Here is a 25,097-nt window from a genome sequence, read left to right as displayed (position 1 = left end):
ACGGCATTTCGGGAGAAGGTTGTGTGTGCAACTAGAAGTCGGGGTGTTTTCGAGTGGCCTGTGACACTCGATTGCAGTCGGCCGGTGAGTTGTATTCGCCGAAAATTTTCTGTCTCGCTCAGCGGCTTCTCGTCGGGCTGGATGGGCAGGGTTTTCAAACGAAGTTTGCGCGCATCGACATGGCGCGACGGACAGATTTTTCGCGATGCTCGAGGCGTTGCGCAACTGATTCGGCATGTCGGACATCGTGCTGTAGTCAGCGTGCGGATGCGCGGCCATCAACGCGCCGTATTCGAGCCAGCCAGCCGGTCTGGAGGTCCGGTACGTATCGCGGCAAGAGGCTGCCGGTCCCGGCCGTCGCATTCCCGGCCGAGGACCTGAACCCGCTGGACGGGCGGGGCGGCTTCCGAACGCCGCGGACCCGCTTCAAGGCCCGGGTTCGGTTCGCCGCCGGGCATATGTCGCTAGCCGCCGGGCGATCGTGGATCCGCGGCGGCGGGCCGGGACGATGTTTCGACCGTGCGGGCATCGCGCCCGAGTGGTCCGGCCCGTCCGGCCAACCGTTCCCGCCGTGCGACCAGCGCCGGTTGCGCTCCCGGCGGGGTTCGCGCAGGCCGTTTCATCAATTTGACGCGCGACGCTGGGATAATGGCGTAGTTTGGCTGCGTCAACTGAAGGAAGGAGGCCCCATGGGCGACAACACTACCCGCACCGAGATCGACAACCTTACCGATATGGCATCGCTCGAAGCGCGACAGCGCCGTTTCGAGGAGGATCTCGTTGACGCGTACGACGAAGAGCTCGAGATGGAACTCGACGATCGCCGCTTCGACGACGGCGACGACCTGCTGTTTTCGCAGGAGCGGCGCGCCGCGCGCAAACAGTATTTCCGCGAGCTGTTCCGGCTGCAGGGCGAACTCGTGAAGCTGCAGGACTGGGTCGTGGCCACGGGGCACCGGCTCGTCGTCATTTTCGAGGGGCGCGACGCGGCGGGCAAGGGCGGCGCGATCAAGCGCATCACGCAGCGGCTGAACCCGCGCGTGTGCCGGGTGGCGGCGCTGCCCGCGCCGAACAACCGCGAGCGCACGCAGTGGTATTTCCAGCGCTACGTCGCGCATCTGCCGGCCGGCGGCGAGATCGTGCTGTTCGACCGCAGCTGGTACAACCGCGCGGGCGTCGAGCGTGTGATGAATTTCTGCACCGACGACGAGTACGAGGAGTTTTTCCGCTCGGTTCCCGAGTTCGAAAAGATGCTCGTGCGCAGCGGGATCCAGATCGTCAAGTACTGGTTCTCGATCACCGATCACGAGCAGGAACGGCGCTTCCAGAGCCGGATCGAGGATCCGCTGAAGCAGTGGAAACTGAGCCCGATGGACCTCGAGAGCCGCCGCCGCTGGGAGGCCTATACGGCTGCGAAGGAAGAAATGCTGCAGCGCACGCATATCGCCGATGCGCCGTGGTGGGTCGTGCAGGCCGTCGACAAGAAGCGCGCGCGGCTGAACTGCATTCGCCATCTGCTGGACCAGGTGCCGTATCACGACGTGCCGCGTTCGACCATCGACTTGCCGCAGCGCGAGCACCACGAGGACTACATCCGTCGTCCGGTGCCGGACGACATGATCGTGCCGGACGTTTATTGAGCGGATGAGGCCGGCAGGGCCGGCCGGAGATGCGCGCCGTGCAACGCGGCGCGCCCGACTACAGATCGGGGAAGCCCGAGCGCCCCTGTGTTAGGTCGAACAGCTCGGCTTTCGCGGCTGCCTCGGCCGTTTCGGGCAGCTTGATCACCAGCTTCACCGTCATCCCGTAAGCGCTGTCCACCAGTTCGTAACCCGCCTGTTCCATCCAGCGGCGCACCCGCGCTTCGTCGGGGTAGCCGATTTCGATCGCGAATCGCGTGTAGCGAATGCGCTCGACGCGCTCGGCATCGAGCAGCGCCGACGCGATCGCGTCGGTATAAGCGCGCACCAGGCCGCCGGCGCCGAGCTTCACGCCGCCGTAGTAGCGGACGACCGCGCCGAGTACGCCGTCCAGATCGTGATGGCGCAGCACTTCGAGGATCGGCCGGCCGGCGGTGCCCGACGGTTCGCCGTCGTCCGACATGCCCGACTGACCGCCCGCGAGCAGCGCCCAGCACACGTGGGTGGCTGTCGGATGCTCGTCGCGCAGGCGTTGCAGCGCGTGCATCGCGGCGTCGCGGTCCTCGACGGGAATCGCGTGCGCGATGAAGCGGCTCTTGCGGATTTCGAGTTCCCGGATGTACGTGGTGGCGAGCGAGTAAGTCATGTTCCGGGAAACGGTAAATGTATAAAAATCAAGGAGATAGAAGCTCCTGTGCCACGAGCTGTCGATGGGCGGCGAGCGTGCCGGGATTGCGTCCGTCGCGGCGCCTGAATGACGCGACCAGCGGGTCGCAGTGGAATTTTACAGGGACGTGCGCCCAGGTACTCGACGCCGTTGGGTCGCCGGGGGGCACCGGGCGTGAAAACGCGCGCGACGAATGGCTTGCGTGTGCACGCCGTCGCCGCGGCAACGAGTGGATCGTCGGGCAGCGATGTCGGCGTTCCGGCCGCTATCAGACCCCCGGCTTTCCGTAGCGAATGGAGGTTCGGGGGCGCTCGAAGCGTTCGATCGCGTTGTGCCGGGGTGAACTGGCGACGGGGATTGGGAGAGGGACGTCCGGACAATTCGCGGCGGACTCAGGATGCCGTGACTCGGTATCTGCGCAGATTCGTCGTATCGATGCGGTGCGACATCGCCGATGACGAATCGCATTCCTGATCAAAAGGCGAAATCGCTTTTCGATGAAGCGACACCGTCGGCATCGATCGACGAAATTATAGTGAGTCGGCTCGATGCGATGCGCGAACATTGCGTTCGCTATCCGGAAACAACCGGCGAACGTTGCGTCGTCCGCCGGGGCATCATTCGTCACGGAAATCGCAGTCCCGCCGGGCCGGGCGCCGAGCGATGTCTCGCCCGACGCCCGGTATCCCGTCACCGCTTGTTCAGCTACCCTGCAGCCGGATATCGCGCGACGACGCGCCGACATACACCGTCCCGCCCGGCACGATCTTCCAGCCGTTGCGCGACGTGTCCCACACGCTCTGCATCCGCGGCGAAACGGTCACGTGCACGTGCCGCGCCTCGCCCGGATTCAGCCGGATCTTGTCCCAGCCGACCAGCCGCTTTGGCGGTTCGTCCTCGTACGGCACGCCGAGATAGACCTGCGGCGTTTCCGCGCCCGCGACACGGCCGTCATTGCGCACGGTAAACGCGACGCTCAGCGAGCCGTCCCGTTGCCGCGACACCGACAGTCCCGAATACGCGAAATGCGTGTACGACAGCCCGTAGCCGAATTCGAACATTGGCTTGATGTTGCGCGCGTCGTACCAGCGGTACCCCATGTCGAGCTTCTCCGTGTAGACGGGATCGTTCTCGAACGTGCCGTTTTGCCCCCACGTCGGCGTATCCTGGTCGCGCGCCGGGAACGTGACGGGCAGTTTGCCGGACGGATTGACCGCACCGAACAGCACGTTCGCGATTGCCTTGCCGCCGGCTTCGCCCGGATACCACGCGTCGACGATCGCCGATACGTTGTCCTTCCACGGCATCAGCACGGGATTGCCGCTCTCGACGACGACGATCGTGTGCGGGTTCGCACGCGCCACGGCTTCGACGAGCGCATCCTGATTCGACGGATTCGCGAGGCTCAGGCTCTGGAGATCGCCGAAATCCTCGCCGGCCGGCTGCGCGACCACGACGATCGCGACGTCCGAGCGGCCTGCAAGCGCCGCAGCCTGGTCGATCTCCTGCTGCGTGTACGCGCGAAACGGCGACTGCTGATCGCTGTTGCCGGCGAACGTGACTTGTGCAGCCGGCGCGAGCGCGCGGATCGCAGCGACGATCGGCACGTCGACCTTGAGCCACGGATTGCGCCACCAGCTGCAGCCCGTCGACGACCCGAACGTGAGGCCGCCGCAGCCCGCGAACGAGCCGGTGACCGGATCGCGCGTATTGCCCGAGCCGCCGCCGGACAGCACGGCGGCGTCGGCATGACCGCCGATCACCGCGATGCGCGACAGCGCGGAAGCCGCGAGCGGCAACTGGTTGCCGTCGTTCTTCAGCAGTACGATCGACTGCTCGGCGACACCCTGCGCGAACCGGTTCGCGGCGGTGAAATCGATGGTGCCGCCGCCCTTGGCCGGATCGTCCATCACGCCGACGCGGATCATTACGGCCAGCTTGCGGCGCACCATGTCGTCGAGGCGCGCGGTCGACACCGAGCCGTTCGCGATCGCCTGCTTGACGGCGGCAGGCGTCAGGTAGACGGTCGAGCCGACGTCCTCTTCCTCGTCGAGTCCCGCGTTGATCGCGGCCGCGGTGCTGTGCGTCGCACCCCAGTCGGACTGCACCTGGCCCTGGAAGCCCCATTCGTTCTTCAGCACGTCGTTGAGCAGGTGATTGTTCTCGCATGCATACGCGCCGTTCAGGCGGTTGTAGCTACACATCACGCTGCCGGGTTGCCCGCGCTTCGCGGCGATCTCGAACGGCAGCAGGTAGAGCTCGCGCAGCGTGCGTTCGTCGATCTGGCTGTTGCCGCCCATCCGGCCATGTTCCTGCTCGTTGCCCGCGTAGTGCTTGATGGTCGCGATGACCTTCTGCCGCTGCGTGCCGAGCGTGCGTTCGGCGAGCAGATCGCCGGCAAGCAGCGGATCCTCGCCGAGATACTCGAACAGCCTGCCGCCGCGCGGTTCGCGCGCGAGGTTGGTGCCTCCGCCCAGGCCCATGCCGAACCCTTGTGCGCGCAACTGGATCGCGATCTGCTTGCCGTAGTCGTACGACAGCCGGCGATCCCAGCTCGCGGCCACCGCGATCGTCGCGGGGAAGGTCGTGCTGGCGAGCGACGTGCTGCCGGAGCCGGTCGACGAGTCGGCCATGTTCAGGTCGGGAATGCCGAGCCGCGGCACGCCCTGGATATAGCCGGCACCGCCGCCCGGCACTTGAGACATTTCGTATTGCGAATGGATGAACTGAAGTTTCTCGTCGAGCGTCATCTTGCGCACGAGCAGGTCGGCGCGCCGCTGCGCGGCGGACGACGCGAATGCGTCGGCGGCGTCGCCCTGTGAATTGAAATCGGTGTTGCCCGCGTAGACGCTGGTGCAGAGGGTCGCTGCCAGCACGGCGGCCGGCCAGAGTGTGTCCCGCATGTTGTTCTCCATGATCGTATTGCCGGTTGTTCGAATGATGTCTGGAGCTGCGCAGGTCCGATGGATTCGCATCGAACGCATTCGGCTGGCGATGCAGGGTGGTTGCGCGTCGGCATGCCAGGTCAGGCGGGGAATCGTTACGGCCGGTTGGGCCCGATCGAACCATGCGGACGGCGACGCGGACCGCCCGACACTACCGAATCGGATGTAGCGATTCTCTGCAGCGACTAATCGTACGAATGTAGTTTGACTACAGCATCGGTGTTTCTACCGATACGTACGATCTTTATTCGTCGGGGTGGCGCGACGTGGGAAAAACGCGGTCATCGTTCCCGATGTGCGTGCGCAGCAGAGTAAGAAGTACCTGCGTGCAAGCGTTCGGAGGCGGGCGACGAGAGGAGCGGCAGGCAACGGGCAAGCGCATGCGCATGCCACGCTCGTTGCATGCGCATCGAATGCGGGCCGGTGCTATGCGCGTCGCGCGGCGGGACTGCCGGGCAGCGGAATGCCGGCGCGATAGACGACGGTCGCGAGCGCGGCGGCGACCGCGGCCTCGGCCAGCAACACGGCAGCGGCCGCGCCCAGTTCGGCGAAGTACTTTGCAAGCACCGGCACCAGCACGATGTTCACGATGCCGGACGACATCAGGATGCGCGTGAATGCGGACTTCATTCCGAGCGGCAGCATCGTCTGCACGCCGAACAGGTCGGTCATGCCGGCCATGAACGGGACGAACGCCATCCAGCGCAGCACCTGGACCGTCGGCTCGTACGACGGGCCGTACAGGATGCGCACGGCGAGCGGCGCACCGAAGAAGATCGCGAGCGAGATGCCGAGCACCATCACGACCTGCACGACGAACAGCTTGCGCAGGAACGAGAACGCGTCGTTGCGCGCATGCCGCATCAGATAGTTGATGCGTGGATAGGTGGCGGCCTTCAGCGGCTGAAGCATGCTGAGCGCGGCGCGGATCAGCTTGTCGCCGGCGGCGAAATAGCCGGCCGCGACGTTGCCCGACACGAAACCGAGCAGCACGGTGTTGGTCGACGCGTAGAAGGCGATCGACGTCGATGCGAGAAAAACCTGCCAGCCGCCTTTCAACGATTCGGCAATGTCGTCGAAACCAACGCGCACGAAGTCGACTTCGCGATGTAAAAACAGGTAGACGGCGAGCGCAACCGCGGACAGCGTCGGAACGGCGGCGTTGACGATCATCGCCCGGTCGATGTCGGCCGGGCTGTGCACGAGCGCGAACATCGCGGGCAGGCTCACGATGCGCCCGACGAACAGGATCACGCTCAACGCGCGCAGCTTCTCCATTCCCTGGAAATACCAGCCCGGCGTGAACGCGACGCCAGCCACCATGCCGAAACCGATCAGCAGCAGGTCGCGATCGTCGCCGAAGCGCCGGACCACGAGCGTCAGTACGACCAGCACGATGAAACAGAGCACCGCGATGCCGATCTGCGCGTACAGCGTCGCCCAGAAGATGCGCGAGCGTTCTGCGCGGTTGTCGCGGGCGAGCGCGATGCGCGGCGTGGCGGTCAGGTCGAAGCTGTAGCTCGTGCAGTTGGTGAGATACGCGATGACGGCAAGCGAGAACGCGAGCTGCCCGTAGCCTTCCGGACCCAGCGCATGGGTAAGCAGCGGTGCGATCAGCAGCGGCACCGCATACATCGAAATCTGCAGCGTCAGCAGCAGCAGGAAGTTCTTCTTGAGGTTTGACATTCGCTCGGTCGGCGCCGTGGGTGTCGCATGAGGCGGATCGGGGCCGCCGTGCGCTCGCGCAGCCGGCCGGCCTGACGCGGCTGCGCGGGTTTGCGGCCCGCGCCGGCGGGCGCCGGTTTTCGTCCGGCGACGCCGGGCACGGCCACATCGTCTGGCGGTCATGATACGGGCCGACGGGTGCGCCTTTGTTCGCGAGCCTACCTTTCGTCGATTCCGTGCGTGCGCGCGGAGGCAATCGTGTCGGCAAGTACGCCGTTGTGTCGCGACAGTAAGGAATACATTTGTAAGCTGGCGCACCGAAGCCCGCTCGGGCCAGATGATCTAATCAACGCACCGTTCTCGTTCATGACGGACAGCGTGCACGGCGACGGCTATGGCCGGGGCACGCACGGGTGCGCAAGACAAGACGCTTCCGCACTGCATGAGCAGGACGGCGAGCGCATGAAGCAGGGCAGGCGGGCCGCGCAGGGGCGCGGCGGCTATCCGTTGCCGTGCTGCCATGCGTTCGTCCGGCAGTCGCATGAGCGGCGGTGCCGCCCGTTCCGATGAAGCCGGAACGCGTACGCGTACGCGTATCCGATAACAAATACCGATCCGAGGAGTACCGATTGAAGCCGATAACGTTTGGCGGCTGCGTAGGGTGGCTGCACGAGGGACAGACGAGACAAGGCGTGATCCTGTGCGAATCGCTGGGTCACGAGGCTTCGTGGACGCACAAGCTGGTGCGGGCGATCGCCGAGCGCCTGGCTCGCGAGGGCGTCACGGTGATGCGATTCAACTATCCGTGTACCGGCGACTCGGCGGGCGACGACCGTGAAGCCGGCCGGCATGCCGCCACCATCGGCAGCATTCACGATGCGATCGACCTGTTGCGTGACGAAATCGGCGTGACCGGACTCACGCTCGTCGGAATCCGCGCGGGCGCGCTGTTCGCGATGCTGGCCGCCGCGGGCGTGGGTCCGCATCCGCCGCCGCGCGTCGACGCGCTGGTCGCGCTGGCGCCGGTCGTGCGAGGCCGCGCCTACCTGCGCGAGCTGTCGTTCGTGCATCGCCAGTGGCTCGACACCACGTCGCCCGCGATTCGCGCCGCGCACCGCGACGAACCGTGCATGAACGTGCTCGGTCATCGCATCCCGAACGATCTGGTCGACGCGCTGAAGGCGGTCGATCTGTGCGACGTGGTGCGCGATGCGCCGACGCTGCCGGGCGCGATGCTGCTGATCCAGCCCGACCAGGGCGACGGGCCGGCATTGCACGACGCGCTGCTCGGGCGCGGCGTGAACGTGACGAGCGAACCGTTTCGCGAGTGGCCGACGACGATGCTCGACGGCACCCGCTCGCGCCTGCCGCTGACGGCGATCGACACGGTCGTGAACTGGATCGTCGAACGCTCGCCGAGCACGCCGGCTGCCGACGAGGCGCGCTTGCACGCGGATCCGGCGTGGAACGGCGAATCGGCCGTCGCGCTCGACATGAACGACATGACCGAGCAGGTCGTCGCGGTCGGCCCGGCCCGGCTGGTCGGCGTGCTGTGCCGTCCCGCGGACACGCGGCCGGCCGAGCCGGTCGGCCCGGCGGTCGTGATCGCGAACACATCGACGAATCCACGCAGCGGCGAAGGGCGTTTCAGCGTGCGCTTCGCCCGCGCGCTCGCGCGCGTCGGCGTGACGACGCTGCGGATCGACGTGCAGGGGGTCGGCGACAGCGGGCGTGTTGCGCTGGACGATCAGTCGGGCGTCGTGTACTCGACGCAATCGGTCGACGACGTGGCCGCCGCCGCGGACTGGCTTCGCGCGCTCGGCTATCCGGAAGTGGTCGCAACCGGCATCTGTTCCGGCGCATACGCGGCGCTGCATGCTGCGGTGAAGACGCCGTCGCTCGGCGGCGTGATCGCGGTCAATCTCGCCCGCTTCGTATGGCCGGCCGGGCTCTCGCTCGAAGCCGTGCAGAAGCAGCGGAACAACTCGGTGCGCGGGTACTGGCTCTCGGTACGCGACTGGCGGAAGTGGAAACGATTCGTGCTGGAGCGGCGCGATTTTCGGCCGATCGTGCGCGCGGTGGCGGCGAATGCCGTTGCGCGCGTCAGCGTGCCGGTGATGGAAATCGCGGCGCGCGTCGGCTGGAAGCCGCGCATTGACACGCCGCGCGGGGTGATGCGAGAACTCGCGCAGCGCAACGTATGGACGATGCTCGTGTACGGCGCGCTGGATCCCGGCATCGACGACGTCCGGCGTCACTTCGGCGCAATCGAGCACGCATTCCGGCGCTCACGCCACGTGCGCTTGCACCTCGATGCGCAGGTCGACCACGCGGTGTACGGCGCGGTGGGCACGGACGTTGTGATCGATTTGTGCATGCAGGCGCTGGCACGCGAGTCGGACTGGCCGGTCGCGCGCGTCGCCGCTCAGGCCGCGCCGGAGGCGGCCGGGCAGTCGTACGCAGGGGTGTCGGTCGGCCGGTCGTGATGTCGGGCGCGATCCCGATCGGGAGGGAGATGGGCGTTCGGTGGGGTCGCTCACAAACGCGCGAGTCGGCGTGGTGTCCAATCCGGTATGGACGCACGGGCGGTCATGCGAGGGCATGACCGCCACAGGCGTCAGTCCGGAGGGCCGGGTTGCTCGTACGGGGATTTCGCGTAGGGCGACGAGTAGAGCGTGTCGGCGCTCCATGCATCCGTGGCCGGTGCGCTCGCGGCTTGCGGGCGGTGCGGCCGGTTTGCCACGAGCGGTCGGCGCAGTGCACTGCGAGGGCGCGATTCGGGTTGTGCCGCGGCACGGGTGGCGGCAAGCGGAAACGCGAAGCCCGGCGCCGCGACATCGGATGCAGGTGTGTCGGACTCCGCAGCAGCCCCTGGCGCGGCGGTTTGCGCCGAACGTTGCAGCACGGGCGGCGCGGACAGCGTCGACGATGCGGAGACCGGCGCGTCGGCCGGAGCGGCGGGCGGCGTCTGCGCGGGGGCGGCACCGGCAAGGCAGGCCGACACGATGCAGACGAGAGACGAAAGCGGCGAAGGACTGTTCATGACGAATCGTACGGAGTGACGTGCGGTGAAGAGGGAGGCGCGGCACTGCAATGCGAGCCGCGCTGCCAAGCGTAATGCGGGAACCGGTCGAGTTCGGCGGGTTACCGCACAGTTTCGGAAAGGCACGAATGTCAACCACCACGCAAAAGAGATCGACGCTCGGGACGCGATGGCCGCAGACGGCCGCCGTCCGTCGCGCGCCGTGGCTGTCGCTCATGGCGATCATCGCGGCTGCATGCGCATTGAGTGCGTGTGCGTTGTCGCCGGGCATGACGTATCGGGGGCCGGCCGAACGCGATGCGAATGCGCGCGTCAGCGCCGACGCATCGGGTTCCGGCGGCCTCGACGGCGTGCAGAACGTGTCGAGCGAGGATCTGATCGAGATCACGCCGGCACTCGTCGCGCAGCAACATGGCGTGCCGCAAGGCGTCAATGCCGATGCCGAAATCCGCCAGCTGTTCGGCAAGCCGCATCCGTACACGATCGGTCCCGGCGACGTGCTCGGCATCATCGTGTGGGATCACCCGGAACTGAACCTGCCCACGACCCAGATGACGGGCGGCGGCGCGGGCGGCGACGGTGTCGGCGCCAGCTCGGTTGCGACGGGCTACACGGTCGACGCGAATGGCAACGTGCAATTCGCGTATGCCGGCCTCGTGCACGTGGCCGGGCTCACCGAGGCACAGGCGAGCGCGCTGATGACGAGACGGCTCGGCGAATACGTGCGCAAGCCGCAACTCTCGCTGCGCGTGCAGGCCTACCGCAGCAAGCGTGTGTATCTCGACGGCGAAGTGCGCTCGCCCGGGCTGCAGATCGTCAACGACCTGCCGATGACGCTGCCCGAGGCGATCGACCGCGCGGGCGGCTTCACCGCGACGGCCGACCGCTCGCAGGTGTCGGTGACGCGCGGCGACAAGACCGTGAACGTGAGCCTGCCGGCACTGATCGCCGCGGGCGTGAACCCGTCGAACATCCTGCTGCGCGACGGCGACCTCGTGCGCGTGCGCGCGGCGAGCGACGCGAAGGTGTTCGTGCTCGGCGAGGTGTCGCGTCCGGCGACGCTGACGCTGACCGACGGCCGGATGAGCCTCGGCGAGGCGCTCGGCGACACCGGCGGCGTGAGCCAGTACACGTCGGACGCACGGCAGGTGTTCGTCGTGCGTCGCGGCCCGGGCAACCGTCCGCAGGTTTATCACCTCGACGGAAGTTCGCCCGCGTCGTTCGCGCTGGCCGACCAGTTCCCGCTCGAGCGGCGCGACGTCGTGTTCGTCGATTCGTCGTCGCTGGTGCGCTGGAGCCGTGTCGTCAACCTGCTGATTCCGTCCTCCGCGCAAGGCGCGCTGACGGCCAAGGCGATTTCGCCGTGACCTTCGCGGCGAATTCGTGATCGCGACCGTGCGTCGCGCCCTACGGGACTGATGCTGTATGACTTCTTCGACCTTGCCCGACCCGTTCGACGGAGCCGCCTTGCGCCCGTCCTCGCCGGTTCGCCGCTACTGGCGCATGCTGTACGGCAGCCGGCGGCTGATCCTCTGCACGGCACTCGCCGGTGCGGTCGTCGGCGCCATGTATGCGCTGTGCGCCGCGCCGGTCTACCGATCCGACATCCTGTTCCAGGTCGAGCAGAGTCCGACCGATTCGAAACCGACGGCGCCGACCGGCGATCCGTCGTCGGTATTCGATCTGAAGACCGACGCATCGACGGAGATCGAGGTGCTGAAATCCCGCGCGGTGATGGCGCGCGCGGTCGACAGTACCAACCTGCCCGTGAACGTCCGGCCGCACTACCTGCCGATCGTCGGCTGGCGGCTCGTGAGCGCGGCCGACGGTTTGTCGTCGCCGCTGCCGGGCGGTTACGTCTATGGCACCGAGCGCATCGACGTGCCGACCTTCGACGTATCGAAGCGATTGCTCGACAAGCGCTTCGCGCTGACGCTCGGCGATGACGGCGCGTATACGCTGCAGCGCACCGGCTTCTTCGGCAGGACGGGGCCGGTATGGCAGGGCCGGGTCGGCCAGCCGCTGCACGTCGAAACGCCGCAGGGGACGATCGACCTGTTCGTGCGCGACGTGGCGGGCAAGCCCGGTGCGCGCTTCGACCTGACGCGCTACGGCGACGAGGAGGCGACGACCTGGCTGCAGAAGAACGCGCTGATTTCGGAGCGCGGCAAGCAGTCGAACATGATCGGCGTGACGCTCGACGGCACCGATCCCGTGCACGACAGCCGCGTGCTGAATGCGATCGGCGATGCATACCTCGCGCAGAACACGCAGCGCAAGTCGGAAGCGGCCGACAAGCTGATCCGCTTCATGGATGCGCAGCTGCCGCAGTTGAAGGCGCAGCTCGAAACGGCCGAGAGCCGCTTCAACGCATACCGTGCGTCGCACGGTACGGTCAACACGAGCGACGAGGCGCTGGCGTTGCGCCAGCAGTCGGTCGACATCGAGACGCGCGTGCAGACATTGCAGCAGCGGCGCGAGGAGTTGCTGACGCGCTTCATGCCGAAGCATCCGGCGGTCGAGGCGGTGGATGCGCAGCTCGCCGACGCACAGCGTTCGCTCGATGCGACGCGCAAGCAGATCGAGCAGTTGCCGGCCGTCGAGCAGGGCGTGCTGCAGTTGCAGCGCGACGTGGCCGTCGATACCGCGTTGTACACGAACCTGCTCAACACGCGCCAGCAGATGATCCTGGCCCGGGCGAGCAAGACCGGCACCGTGCGGATCGTCGACGTCGCGAAGGTGGCGGAGGTGCCGATCGGGCCGCATCGCGGGATGATCGTCGTCGCGTCGCTGATCGTCGGCTTGCTGGCAGGCGCCGCGATTGTGGTCGTGCGCCAGCGTATCGCCGGCACGGTGGGCGACGCTGACGAAATCGAATGGTCGACCGGCTTGCCCGTGTTCGCAACGGTGCCGCACAGCCCGGCGCACGCGCAAATCAGTGCGCGTGCAAAGCGCGGCGCGAGCAGCGCACGCGCACCGGTGCCGACCGTCGCGGCGCAGGACGTCGCGCTTGAAAGCCTGCGCCATTTCCGCACCGAGCTGCAACTGTCGATGCGCGACGCGCCGAACGCCGTCGTGCTGATCTCGGGGCCGACGACGGGCGTGGGCAAGTCGTTCGTTGCCGGCAATCTTGCGTCGTTGATGGGCGCGGCGCGGCGACGGACGTTGCTGATCGACGCGGATCTGCGCAAGGGATCGCTGCACGAACGGTTCCGCTACAGTCGCGCGCCGGGCCTGTCGGACGTGGTGGCCGGCACGCACGGCATCGACGAGGCGATCCGCCACGGCGTGACGCCCGGCCTGGATTTCCTGCCGATGGGCAGCGTCGTTCCCGATCCGGGCGAACTGCTGCTGCAGCCGACGTTCGCGGCGCTGGTCGAGCAGGCCGCGTTGCAGTACGACATGGTCGTGATCGACGGGCCGCCGCTGCTGCCGGTCGCCGATGCGTTGCTGCTTGGGCGCCTGGCGGGCACCGTGTTCCTCGTCGCGCGCAGCGACGTGACCACGCGCACGGAGCTCGACGAAAGCGCACGACGGCTCGAGCATGCGCATATCGCCGTGCGCGGCGTGATCCTGAACGACTTCAAGGGCGTGCCGGGGCGATACGACTACGGATACAACGACGCGAGCACGCATCAGGCGATGTCGGGCTACGCCGACGCGATGGCGGCGCGACCGCCGGCGCGCTGAGCGGCGCATGCGTCGCTCCGGCGGCTTCGCGCGATCCGCGCATCGAAAGGATGGAATGGGCGTCATGAACAATCGGCCGGCAGCCGGCTTGCGTACGCAGCGACGACAGACCGGGCCCGCCCGCCGGGCCGCGGCGGCGCGCGCCGCGCGTGCGGCCGGGTATCAGGCCTACTGGTGGGAGGATCCTGCGCGGCTCGTGCTGATCTTCATCCTGCCGCTGTACGGGATGCTGTCGATCGGCTTGCTGGGCGACCAGAAGTCGATCGCGCGCATCTATTTCGACGGCTATTACGCGATTGTCGGTGCGCTGTTCCTGCTGGTGCTGATGGCGGCCGCCTGGTTCGCGTCGAACGACGCACCGGCCCCGCGCATCCCGGCCGACGAGCCGGTCGAGCTGTCGCCGCGCGTGCTCGATTTCGTGTTCGCGCTCGCGCTGTTCGGCTACCTCGTCATGATGAGCGGCATTCTCACGCATCCGGCCATCCTGGTGTCGTATCTGCGCGGCACGGCCAACACGTTCGAGCTGATCGAACTGAAAGGGCGCGTGACGGGTCTGAGCACGTTCACGCAGGCGACCGCGCCGTTCGTCGCGCTCTATTTCTACGTATTCAGGACGCCGGTCAAGGGGCTGAACCGCTACAAGATCTATCTGGCCGTGCTCACCGTGCTGACGCTGCTGCGCAGCTTCATCTTCGCGGAACGGCTCGCGATCATCGAAGTGGTGTTGCCCTTCGCGCTGATGGTGGTCCGGTTCCGCTTCGGCCGTCCGGGTTCGCGCTCGCGGCTGCTGACGCTCGGGCCGTATGCCGCGATTCCGCTGCTGCTCGGGCTGTTCATCGCGAACGAGTACAACCGGTCGTGGGAAACCTACTACATCAATATCTACGACAACATCTTCGATTTCGCGCTCGAACGCCTGGGCCTGTACTACTCGACGTCGCTGAACAACGGTGCGGGGATCCTGAGCGTGCTCGGCTGGGACAGCGGTCACCCGATGTTCACGTTCGACTGGCTGCTGCATTTTCCGGTGGTCGGCTCGATGGTGCAGCCGTGGCTCGACTCGGGCGACCGGCTCGACCTGTTCCTGAACAGCTATGCCGACCCGGAATTCAACAATCCGTCGGGGATCTTCGTCCACTTCTACGAGTGGGGCTGGTTCGGCTTGCTGAATGCGGCGTTTTCCGGCTGGGTATTCGGGCGTGGCTACGCGGGCTGGCGAAGCGGCAACGGCTTCTGGTGCTGCGCGCACGCCGTGCTTTACGTGTCTCTTCTGGAGATACTACGGATTCCGAATCTGTTCAGCGGGCGGAATTTCGTGCCGGTCGTGCTGCTGATCGTCGTATTCCAATGGTTCTCGAAACGAGCGCGGCCTGTTGCGTCGGCGCGCTCGCGTGTCGCGACGGTGCGGGCAGGTTCCGATATCGTCTAACTGTCGTCCAGCCCACTGTTCTTCCGGGCAAGCGTGGCTACTGTGTAGCGATCCTCACTCGTTGCCGACGCGCGGGCTTCGACGAAGCCGCGCATCGAACAGACATGACTGCACGCGAAACCACCCTCGACGCGGCACGCGGCGCAGGGATCATTCTTGTCGTCTACGGCCACGTGCTGCGTGGCGCCGTCGGATCGGATCTCGTACCGGCGGGCCTGCCCACGACCTTGCTCGCGTGGAGCGACTATGTGATCTATACGTTCCACATGCCGCTGTTCTTCTTCCTGTCCGGATTGCACGTATGCAGCTCGCTGCGTCGCGCGCCGGAGCGGTTCATCGGCGCGAAGATCAGGACGATCGCCTATCCGTATCTGCTCTGGTCCGTTCTGCAAGGCGGCGTGCAGATCGCGATGTCGTCGCACGGCAGCAATCATCCGTTTACGCGGGACGACCTGCTCGCGATCGGCTGGCGGCCGTTCGCGCAGTTCTGGTTCCTGTATGCGTTGATGCTCTGCATGCTCGCGGTGTGGCTGATCGGACGCCATGTGCCGACGCTCACGCGCGTGCCGATGTCTGCTCGCACGCGCGGCGGGCTGCTTGCAAGCGCGGTGCTGGCGCTTGCGATCGGCGCGACGACGCAGTGGGGCATCCTGTCGACGACGCTGATGAACTGGCCGTTCTTCGTGGCCGGCATCGTTGCATCCCGTGCATTGCCGGGCTGGCTCGAGCGCTACAGCCAACCATGGGTGAGTGCGGTGACCGCGGCGATGTTCGTCGCGGCGATCGCATTTGCGCACGGTCAGGGCAGTGCCACGAGCGTCTGGGCCATTCCTGCCGCATTCGCGGGCATCGCGTTGCTGCTGCAGCTGGCATACCGGCACGCGTCGTTTCCCGCGCATACTGGCTGGCTGGCGATGGTCGGCTATGCGTCGATGCCGATCTACCTGATGCATATTCTGGCGATGGCCTGCGTGCGCATCGTGCTGATGCGCGCCGGCATGACGAATCTCGTAATTCACCTTGCTCTCGGCACGCTCGTCGGCGTCGCGATCCCGATGGCTGCCTATCTGGTCGCGTTGCGCATGGGCATCGCCGGCATGGCCGGGTTTCCCGCATGGCCCGGGCGCGACCAGGCGATTCGCGCGCAGACGACATGAGGGCACCGGAGCGGTCCCGCTTGATTCGTACCGGAACGCTATCCGCCGCGCGCGACGACGTTCAACGCGCGCTGGCCCGTCGATCGGACTGCCCGCGTACCCGGGCAAGCGGATTGGCGAGATAGCGGATCGCGCGGTCGCTGAGTGTCGTCGACGGCAACAGGCACGCGAGCGACAGCCCGGCAACGACGATTTTCTTGAATGGACGCCAGAACGGATTGCGCAGCACGGTGTGCCAGTAGCCGCCCGATTCGCACAGGAACCAGCGCCAGCGGCGCGCGAATGGCGCGCGATAGAGCGTGCTCGCGAAACGGGCCTTCTCGATCGCGAAGTCGAACGGCGCGATCGGTAGCGATTCGTGCAGCCGCGTGCCTGCCAGCGTGCGCAGCGTGGCCCAGCGACGCCGCGCCTTCAGCGCGCCCGTGGCCGCGTCTTCCGAATTGGCCAGTGCCAGGCCCGACGCGCCCGGGCCGGCGTCGTCGGTCGTCGTGGCGGCCGGCCGATGCACGCGGTAGCCGCCCAGCGTTGCATCGATCATGTGGACGTCGCCCAGCAGCGCGATTCCGTAGATCGCGTAGAAATCGGCGCCGTGCAGGTTGTCTGCCGTGACCGGCACGGGAAAGATGCGCTTGAGGGCATCGGTCCGGTACGCGTTGCCCGACGCCGGCGGTGACGGATACAGCCAGCCCTTGCGCAGCAGGCGCCCGCAATCCGTGTCGACGATCGATTGCGGCACGGTGGCGCCGGTCGGCATCCCATCCGGAGCCACCACGTCGAGCCGGAAATGCACCTTCACGAACTTGCCGGATGCGAACGCGTCGAGCACGCGGGCAGCCGCGTCGGCGTACAGCAGGTCGTCCGCGTCGAGCAGCAGCACGTACGGTGTCGCGACCTGCTCGATCGCGCTGTTGTACGCGGCGACCTGGCCGCCGTTCGTCTGGAAGATTGCCGTGATGCGCTCGCCGTACGAGCGGATGATGTCGCGTGAGTCGTCGGTGGAGCCGTCGTCGATCACCAGTACGTGGATGTCCTGGACCGTTTGTCCCAGCGCGGAATCGATGGCGGTGCGCAGGTATGCGCCATGGTTGTAGTTGCAGATGGCAATCGTCAGGTCTGTCATGAGCACCTTCGGGCAGGCTGTGTTCGGACGATCCGGTTGCCGATGGGGGCATGCGTGCGGCATCGCCCGGAAACGTGCGTGATATCGGGTGGCAGCGGCGGCTCGCGTCTGCCCGGCACTTCTACGGCTCCGACCGTATGGGTCGACGCACAGGCAATCGGCTTCGGCATGCGCGGGCCGGTGAGCACAATCGCCCGCCGAAAGCACACGGCGCCGCATGCGCATTCGCGACAAGCCGGAATCGGCGGCCGGCAGCGATTTGCCCGGCATGCAGGCGCCTGGACCCATCGCCATTCGCGTCACGTCGGATAGCGGCTCATGATAGGCGCGCTACAACGCAGACTCTGTTCGCGAACCTACCATTCGCGGATTCGCCCGTCTTACCCGGCGCAACGGCCCGCCGAGTTCGATGCAAGTCTGCTGGCGCACCGAAGCCTGCCGGATCGAATGCTCTAATCAGGCGCATCGTTTCGCTTGTTCCAACGGGCCGTGGGCTGTCCCGCGACTGGCGGACGTGATGGGCTGCCGCCGATTCGCGCAACACGGGAATCGTGGCGCGGCGGCCATCTTCTGACCCGGGGGAACGACTCGATATGCACAGATTGCGATGTCTGCCCGCTACGTGTGCGGTACTGGTCGTCATGTTGACGGCCGGTGGCGTGTCGTGGCCGGCGCTCGCCGTGGCGGCGTCCGGAACGTCCGCACCTGCAGCACCTTCCGCGAACTTCCCCGACGCATACGTTCACCCCGCATCCGACGCGGCCGATCAGACCGACGCGTTGCAACGCGCACTCGATGCGTTGCAGCCGGGCCAGCGGCTCGTGTTTACACCGGGGCGGTACACGGTCAGCCGGTCGCTGATCGTACGACAGCCCCGCGTCATCGTGTCCGGCTATGGTGCGATGTTGAACGCCACCGTTCCCGACGATCAGACGATCGAAATGCGCGGCGACGGCACGACGATCGTCGGATTCCGGCTGACGGGAACCGGTACGACGCGCCTCATGAATCCGGAGTCGACGAAGATCGAAGTGACGGGGCGCGACGTGCAGGTGCTCGACAACGTGATAGACGGCGGTGGCGGCGGCATCTTCGTGTTCGGTGCAACGGACGTCGCGATCGTCGGCAACGAGGTGATGTCGACGCTGGCCGACGGCATCCACATCACGCATGGTTCGCGCAACGTGCTCGTGCGCGGCAACGTCGTGCGCGGCACCGGCGACGACATGATCGCCGTGGTGAGCTATCGCGAGGACGGCGTGCCGAGCGGCAACGTGCTGATTACCGGCAACTCGCTGGAGGGCAACCCGTGGGGACGCGGCATCACGGTGGTCGGCGGCGAAAACGTCACCATTTCGAAGAACATCGTGCGCAACGTGCAGGTGAGTGCCGGGATTCTCGTCGCGCAGGAGGACAGCAGCCGGACTTTCGGCGCGTCCGACGTCCGGGTCGAGAACAACGTGATTACCGACATCCAGACCGCGACGGGCCGGGTCGATCCGCGTCCGCTCACGCAGCAGGCTGCGATCGACGTCAGCACGTGGTCCGGTTCGGTCACGCGGGTGGCCGTGATCGGCAACCGCGTGTCGCATGCGCGGTTCGACGGTATTCGCTTGTGGGGAAACGTGTCGGACGTCCGGCTCGAACACAATCAGTTGTCGGAGATCGGCGGAATGCCGGTGCGCATCGGTCCCGCGCCAGGTTGCGCGGCGGACCAGGCGACAGGCGTATCGTGTGCCCCGGCGCGCCAGCCGCTGTCGGCTACGGCCGATGCGATCGGCGCGGATGCGTCGCTGCTGCCGCGTGTACGCGAGTCGCTCAGGCGGCCGCGGTGGTCCCAACGCGGGATCGACTGACCACGTGCGCGAGAGGCAGTGCGGCGGTATGCCGAGCACACAGGCGTGCCCGGCGCGCGCTCACCGGACGGTCTCGCGCTCCGCTCCTTCGTCGCGCGGCTCGCGCGCGGCGCGTGCGGTCGCCGGCTTCGGCGGCAGCGTCTGGACGACGGTGCGGCCGTACTGATCGTCGAAGCGGACGATGTCGTCCTCGCCGAGATAGTTGCCCGATTGCACCTCGATGATTTCGAGCGGAATCCTGCCCGGGTTCTCGAGTCGATGCACTTCGCCGACCGCGATGTACGTCGATTCGTTCTCGCTGAGCAGGAATGTCTCGTCGCCGCGCGTCACCTTCGCCGTGCCGCGCACGACGATCCAGTGTTCGGCGCGGTGATAGTGCATCTGCAGCGACAACTGCCTGCCCGGCTCGACGACGATCCGCTTCACCTGGAAGCGCTCGCCGAGATCGATCGAGTCGTAATGCCCCCACGGCCGCTGGACCTTGCGATGTTCGCTGGCTTGCGGGAGCCTGTCGATCTTCAGGCGCTCGACGATGTTCTTCACGCGCTGCACGTCGTGCTTGTTCGCCACCAGCACGGCATCGGCCGTCTCGATCACGACGACGTCCTTCATGCCGACGCAGGCGATGAGCCGGCCCTCGGAGCGGACGAAACTGTCCTGCGTGTCCTCGAACACGATCGGACCGCGCGCGACGTTGCCCTGATCGTCTTTCGGCATGATTTCCCAGATCGCGTCCCAGGTGCCGATGTCCGACCAGCCGGCCGCGAGCGGCACCACGATGTCCTCGATGCCGAGCTCGGGGTGGTCGGTCAGGCGTTCCATCACGGCATAGTCGATCGAGTCGGACGGGCACGTGTCGAAGGCCGCCGCATCGACCCGGAAGAACGATTCCTCGGCGACGCCCGCGCGCCAGGCGGCCTCGCACGCGGCGTGGATGGCCGGCGCGAGCGCGCGGATCGCCTTCAGCCAGACCGACGCGCGCGTGACGAAGATCCCGCTGTTCCACCAGTAATCGCCCGAATGCAGGTAGCGCTCGGCGAGCGCGACGTCGGGTTTCTCGACGAAGCGGCCGATCGAGTAGCCGCCTTGTCCGCCGAGGTGGCCGGTGCGTTGCGCGCCGACCTGGATGTAGCCGTAGCCCGTTTCCGCGCGACGCGGCAACACGCCGAGCGTGACGATCGCGCCTTCCTGCGCGTAGCGCGCCGCGCGCCCGATCGCGTCCTGGAAGGCCGCGACATCGCTGATGATGTGGTCGGCCGGCATCACCGCGAGCACCGGATCTTCGTCGAGCGCGCTCGTATCGAGCGCCGCGAGCGTGAGCGCCGGCGCAGTGTTGCGCGCGGCCGGCTCGAGCAGGATGCGCGGCGGCGCCGCGCGGCCGGCGACCTGCGCGGCACTCATGATGCGATGCTGTTCGCCGCAGACCAGCAGCAGCGTATCGCCGAGCGACGCGTTGCTGATGCCGTTCAGGCGGCGTGCCGTCGCAGACAGCGGCGATTCGTTCGAGATCAGTTCGATCAACTGCTTCGGATGGCACTCGCGCGACAGCGGCCAGAGCCGTGTGCCCGAGCCGCCGGCAAGGATCACGGGCAGAATGCGCGGCAGGTCGGGTTCCGGAACCGGGAGAAGGGTGGGGGTCATCGATTGACTCCGGTATCGGTGGGAAGTCGGTTGTGCGCGCGGCTGTCGGTGTCGGGCCCGTGCGGCGCCGATGCGACCCGGGACAGCAGGTTGCGCAGTGCTCCGGCGGTACGGTCCACCGGGCGGATCAGGCCGATGAACGGCGTGCCCTGTTCCAGATACGGTCCGTAGGCCTTGCGGAATCCGAAGCGTTTATAGAACGCGTGACGCGGCGCCGGTACATGCGTACGCACGGCGACCTCCGGCCATGCAGCGTGCGCGGCGGTGAGCGCGCGTTCGATCAACCGTTCGAGCGTATCGTCGTCGCGACAGGCCTCGCTCGTGAGAACCTTGTCGATCACGACTTCCGGATCGATGTCGTCGCCCGGCAAGAGGCGCGCGTAGGCCGCGATTTCCACAGTGCCGCCGTTGCGTACGCGCGCAAAGATGTGCAGGGCGTCGGCGTCCTTTCCGTCGATGTCGAGATGCGTGTGGGCATCCTCGACGACCAGCACCGCGTTGCGCGCGCGCAGGATCGCATACAGATCGACCGAGCTCAGATGTTCGAATTCACAACAATGCCATTCCATGATGCCGTCCTCGCGTGATGCCCTCAGCAGGCCGTGTCGCATGGACGCGTTCGTTCAGGACGTCACGGCTGAAGACATGATGCTGACAAGCCGCACGCCGGTCTGTTCGAAAGCGCACTCAGGCTTTCGGTCATGCGTGCGCCGCAACAGTGCGTGCGACGCATGCCGGGAAAGAGCAGGACAGTGTGTGGTAGCACACATCGGTGCCGCGACCGCCTTTTCATAATGGGCGGGTTGGAGCAGCCGGCGCGATGCACGGTCTGCCCGACGCGAACGTGAATGAGAATCCGGGGAGGCGGTACTTGAAGATTGCGATCGTTCACGACTGGCTGGTCGTGCAGGGCGGCGCCGAACGCGTGCTCGAACAGATGATCGACTGCTTTCCGCAGGCTGACGTCTACAGTCTTGTCGATTTTCTCGAGGATCGCGCGTGTCTGCGCGGTCACGACGTCCACACCTCCTTCATCCAGAAGCTGCCGTTCGCGCGCAAGCACTACCGCAGCTATCTGCCGCTCTTTCCGCTGGCGATCGAGCAGTTTGACCTGTCGGGCTACGATGTCGTGCTGTCGAGTTCGTATGCGGTCGCGAAAGGCGTGTTGAGCGGACCCGACCAGTTCCATGCGAGCTACGTGCATTCGCCGGTGCGCTATGCGTGGGATCTGCAGCATCAGTATCTGGACGAGGCCGGCCTCGCGCGCGGACCGAAGTCGGTGCTCGCGCGTGCGCTGCTGCACTACATCCGCAACTGGGATGCGCGTTCGGCCAATGGCGTCGACGGCGTGATCGCGAACTCGCGCTTCATCGCGCGACGCATCCGCAAGGTTTACCGGCGCGACTCGACGGTGATCTATCCGCCGGTCGACGTCGACCACCTGTCGCTGCGTACCGACAAGGAGCCGTTTTACCTGACTGCGTCGCGGCTCGTGCCGTACAAGCGCATCGACATGATCGTCGACGCGTTTTCGCGCACGCCCGAGCGCCGTCTTGTCGTGATCGGCGACGGGCCCGACATGGAGAAGATTGGTGCGCTCGCCGGGCCGAACGTCAGCCTGCTCGGCTATCAACCGTTCGACGTGCTGCACGATCACCTGCAACGCGCGCGCGCGTTCGTGTTCGCGGCGGAAGAGGACTTCGGCATTTCGCCGCTCGAAGCACAGGCATGCGGGACGCCGGTGATCGCATACGGGAAGGGCGGTGTTTGCGAGACGGTGCGCGCATGGCCGGGCGAGCGCGCGACGGGGCTGTTCTACCGCACGCAGACGGCCGACGCACTGCTCGACGCGCTCGCACGATTCGAGGCGTTGCCGCGCGGCACCTTCGATCCGCATGCGTGTCGCGGCAACGCCGTGCGCTTCGGCGCCGCGCGCTTTCGCGACGAGCTCACGCGCTTCGTGACCGAGGGTTATGCCGCATTGCAGAACGAGATGGCGATGCCGGTGGAATGCCTGCCCGCGGATGGGGATGCGGACGGCGAACCAGGCGTCGATACGGACGAAGCGGACCATCCGGACGACCGGCGCGGCGCTGCCGCGCTGCGTACCTGAGCCGTCTCTGCCGGCCGGATCGTAACGGCGATGTAACAGACGGCGCGGCGAAGGATGCGACCGTCGCCATATTAGGGCGACCGGCCCGGAGCCATTGCCCGCCAAACCGTATGGCTAGCAGGGTTTTGTGTATATTTAGGCGACGTATGTTGGCAATGAGAGACGTCAATCGTGAGGAAAGGTTAGATTTACCACCGACGAACGGGAATCGTCGTAGATAATCAAACGACAGTCTTCAAAGCGCGGTTTCGCGAGTTTCGTCGGCGGCGTAATTGAATGATTCGGGGCTTACTTTTTGGTAACAGAGCCACTCGAAACGACGTGTAAGTTCAGGAGCGGAAGAAATGAGGCGGCCATTCCGGGTGCGGGTTGGCGGCCATCCGGTTCGGCATCGGGCGGGGCTGTCGTGTACGACGCGACGCAAATGCGGACGGAATTCGCGTTTGCCGACGTGCTGGTTTGAAGGTGCGTCGCATGAAAGCCGGAATGCCGTGGCGCCTGGCGCCGCGCATTCCCTTCGAGTTCGATGAATACGAGACCGGATGACGTCCGGCTCGATTTCCTGGGGCTTTAGCCGTGTGTAATTTCGATCTTCGCCCAAGCTGTAGAAACGCAGCGCGGATTGGCGGCCATGCACCGCCGGCACCGTGCGCGAACGGTTCGCGTAGTGGAGAAAGTGATGGTTCGTTATGAATATGCCAATAACGCGCGATAAGAGCGCCGGCGAGGGGAGAACTAGCGGGCCGCGTCCCCTGATTTACTGGACGCAGACGCCGTCCGTCATGCTCCGCAAGGAACTGGCGCGACGCGACTGGAAAGTGTCGATCGTCGCGCATGCCAGCGAGTTGCGCGACACCTCCGGTGAAATCACCTGCGGCATCCTCGACCTGAGCGGCGGCCATGCCGATGCGATCGGCAGCATCGCGTCCACCTGCGCATCGATGCGCGACGTCGTCTGGGTCGCGCTCGTCGAGGCCGGCCAGACCGCTTCTCCGAACGTGCGCGCGCTGTTGCGCGACTACTGCTTCGACTACATCACGTTGCCCGCGTCGCACCAGCGGATCGCCGATACGGTCGGTCATGCGTATGGAATGGAATGCCTGTTCGCGCGCGACCGGGAGCGGCTCGAATCCGAGGAACACGGCATCGTCGGCACCTGCAGCGCGATGCTGCGGCTGTTCGATACGGTGCGCCGCTTCGCGCGCACCGACGCGCCGGTGTTCGTGTTCGGCGAAACCGGAACCGGCAAGGAGCTGACCGCCGTCGCGATCCACCGGCATTCGGAGCGACGTAACGGCCCGTTCGTCGCGGTCAACTGCGGTGCGATCCCGTCGCACCTGCTGCAATCGGAACTGTTCGGCTACGAGCGCGGCGCCTTTACGGGTGCGAACGCACGCAAGATCGGCTACGTCGAGGCCGCGAACGGCGGCACGCTGCTGCTCGACGAAATCGGCGATCTCCCGCACGAGAGCCAGGCGAGCCTGCTGCGCTTCCTGCAGGAGCGCTCGATTCATCGGCTGGGCGGCAGCGATCCGGTGCCGGTCGACGTACGGATCGTTTCGGCGACGCACGTCGATCTGCGCGAAGCGATGGAAGAAGGGCGGTTCCGCGCGGACCTGTTTCACCGGCTTTGCGTGATGCGCATCGACCAGCCGCCGCTGCGTGCGCGCGGCAAGGACATCGAACTGCTCGCGCATCACATGCTCGAACGCTTTCGCGGCGACGCGCGTCATCGCGTGCGCGGCTTCTCGACGGATGCGATCACCGCGCTTTACAAGCACGACTGGCCCGGCAACGTGCGGGAGTTGATCAACCGCGTGCGCCGCGCGGTCGTGATGACGGAGGGACGCCTGATCACCGCGCAGGATCTCGAGCTCGAATACTGTCTCGACGCCGCGTCGCCGTCCGTCGCGGACATCCGCAAGTCGATCGAGCGCGAAGCGATCGAGACGGCCTTGCTGCGCACGCGCGGGCGCGTCGCGGCTTCCGCGCGCGAACTCGGCGTGTCGCGCGCGACGCTGTATCGCTGGATGGAAGCGTACGGAATCGAACGGCCGCGCGGCACGGGCTCGTCCGACTGACGGGCGCGCCGCGCTGCTGCTGCGGGTGCCGCGGCGGTCGCGCCGGCCAG

16 protein-coding genes are annotated in these 25,097 nt (G+C 66.5%); 9 read left to right on the top strand and 7 right to left on the bottom strand.

The features are described from left to right. Positions 1-689: 689 nt before the first annotated feature. The gene (gene ppk2, locus DIE13_RS05310; protein ID WP_124826160.1) at positions 690-1,640 is read left to right on the top strand and encodes a polyphosphate kinase 2; all 951 of its coding nucleotides are present in this window, start codon (positions 690-692) and stop codon (positions 1,638-1,640) included. 58 nt (positions 1,641-1,698) lie between these two features. On the opposite strand, the gene DIE13_RS05305 is transcribed toward ppk2, so the two are convergent. The 3 genes from DIE13_RS05305 to DIE13_RS05295 form a co-directional block, all read right to left on the bottom strand. Beyond that, the gene (locus tag DIE13_RS05305) at positions 1,699-2,286 is read right to left on the bottom strand and encodes a YigZ family protein (RefSeq protein WP_124826159.1); all 588 of its coding nucleotides are present in this window, start codon (positions 2,284-2,286) and stop codon (positions 1,699-1,701) included. 722 nt (positions 2,287-3,008) lie between these two features. Then, positions 3,009-5,210 carry a glycoside hydrolase family 3 C-terminal domain-containing protein gene (locus DIE13_RS05300; RefSeq protein WP_124826158.1) on the bottom strand — a complete coding sequence of 734 codons (2,202 nt, stop codon included), beginning with the start codon at positions 5,208-5,210 and terminating at the stop codon, positions 3,009-3,011. 468 nt (positions 5,211-5,678) lie between these two features. Further along, positions 5,679-6,938 (bottom strand): oligosaccharide flippase family protein, encoded by a 1,260-nt coding sequence (locus DIE13_RS05295; RefSeq protein ID WP_124826157.1) that lies wholly within the window; start codon positions 6,936-6,938, stop codon positions 5,679-5,681. Between the two features lie 608 nt (positions 6,939-7,546). Here DIE13_RS05295 and DIE13_RS05290 point away from each other — a divergent pair. Further along, a complete protein-coding gene (locus DIE13_RS05290) occupies positions 7,547-9,403 on the top strand; it encodes a serine aminopeptidase domain-containing protein (protein WP_124826156.1) in 1,857 nt (618 codons plus the stop codon). A gap of 131 nt (positions 9,404-9,534) precedes the next feature. Here DIE13_RS05290 and DIE13_RS05285 read toward each other — a convergent pair whose 3' ends face one another. After that, entirely contained in the window at positions 9,535-9,960 is a 426-nt protein-coding gene (locus tag DIE13_RS05285; protein ID WP_175750546.1) for a hypothetical protein, read from the bottom strand. Between the two features lie 128 nt (positions 9,961-10,088). Between DIE13_RS05285 and DIE13_RS05280 the strand changes: the two genes are divergently transcribed. The 4 genes from DIE13_RS05280 (at position 10,089) to DIE13_RS05265 (ending at position 16,236) form a co-directional block, all read left to right on the top strand. Continuing rightward, the gene (locus DIE13_RS05280; protein ID WP_124826155.1) at positions 10,089-11,327 is read left to right on the top strand and encodes a polysaccharide biosynthesis/export family protein; all 1,239 of its coding nucleotides are present in this window, start codon (positions 10,089-10,091) and stop codon (positions 11,325-11,327) included. Between the two features lie 58 nt (positions 11,328-11,385). Further along, a complete protein-coding gene (locus DIE13_RS05275) occupies positions 11,386-13,650 on the top strand; it encodes a polysaccharide biosynthesis tyrosine autokinase (RefSeq protein WP_124826154.1) in 2,265 nt (754 codons plus the stop codon). 64 nt (positions 13,651-13,714) lie between these two features. After that, positions 13,715-15,079 carry an oligosaccharide repeat unit polymerase gene (locus DIE13_RS05270; RefSeq protein ID WP_124826153.1) on the top strand — a complete coding sequence of 455 codons (1,365 nt, stop codon included), beginning with the start codon at positions 13,715-13,717 and terminating at the stop codon, positions 15,077-15,079. Positions 15,080-15,183: 104 nt separating this feature from the next. Next, positions 15,184-16,236 (top strand): acyltransferase family protein, encoded by a 1,053-nt coding sequence (locus tag DIE13_RS05265; RefSeq protein ID WP_124826152.1) that lies wholly within the window; start codon positions 15,184-15,186, stop codon positions 16,234-16,236. 61 nt (positions 16,237-16,297) lie between these two features. Here DIE13_RS05265 and DIE13_RS05260 read toward each other — a convergent pair whose 3' ends face one another. Beyond that, positions 16,298-17,356, bottom strand: coding sequence for a glycosyltransferase family 2 protein (locus DIE13_RS05260; RefSeq protein ID WP_124826151.1), 1,059 nt, complete (start codon positions 17,354-17,356; stop codon positions 16,298-16,300). Between the two features lie 593 nt (positions 17,357-17,949). Here DIE13_RS05260 and DIE13_RS05255 point away from each other — a divergent pair. Further along, positions 17,950-19,212, top strand: a complete 1,263-nt coding sequence (locus DIE13_RS05255; protein WP_124826150.1) for a nitrous oxide reductase family maturation protein NosD — start codon at positions 17,950-17,952, stop codon at positions 19,210-19,212. Positions 19,213-19,272: 60 nt separating this feature from the next. On the opposite strand, the gene DIE13_RS05250 is transcribed toward DIE13_RS05255, so the two are convergent. Further along, the gene (locus tag DIE13_RS05250; RefSeq protein WP_124826149.1) at positions 19,273-20,853 is read right to left on the bottom strand and encodes a mannose-1-phosphate guanylyltransferase/mannose-6-phosphate isomerase; all 1,581 of its coding nucleotides are present in this window, start codon (positions 20,851-20,853) and stop codon (positions 19,273-19,275) included. After that, positions 20,850-21,422 (bottom strand): drug:proton antiporter, encoded by a 573-nt coding sequence (locus DIE13_RS05245; protein ID WP_124826148.1) that lies wholly within the window; start codon positions 21,420-21,422, stop codon positions 20,850-20,852. The genes DIE13_RS05250 and DIE13_RS05245 overlap by 4 nt, the downstream gene beginning before the upstream one ends. A 302-nt stretch (positions 21,423-21,724) precedes the next feature. Between DIE13_RS05245 and DIE13_RS05240 the strand changes: the two genes are divergently transcribed. Together DIE13_RS05240 and DIE13_RS05235 are read left to right on the top strand one after the other, a co-directional pair. Continuing rightward, positions 21,725-22,966, top strand: coding sequence for a glycosyltransferase family 4 protein (locus DIE13_RS05240; RefSeq protein WP_124826147.1), 1,242 nt, complete (start codon positions 21,725-21,727; stop codon positions 22,964-22,966). Between the two features lie 689 nt (positions 22,967-23,655). Beyond that, complete coding sequence (locus DIE13_RS05235; protein WP_175750550.1) at positions 23,656-25,047, top strand: sigma-54 dependent transcriptional regulator; 1,392 nt, start codon at positions 23,656-23,658, stop codon at positions 25,045-25,047. Positions 25,048-25,097 lie beyond the last annotated feature (50 nt).

It is taken from the genome of Burkholderia sp. Bp9016 (assembly GCF_003857765.1).
Taxonomy (GTDB): Bacteria; Pseudomonadota; Gammaproteobacteria; order Burkholderiales; family Burkholderiaceae; genus Burkholderia.
The sequence above is the reverse complement of the archived record's forward strand: the minus strand, read 5'-3'. Positions and strand labels throughout refer to the sequence as shown.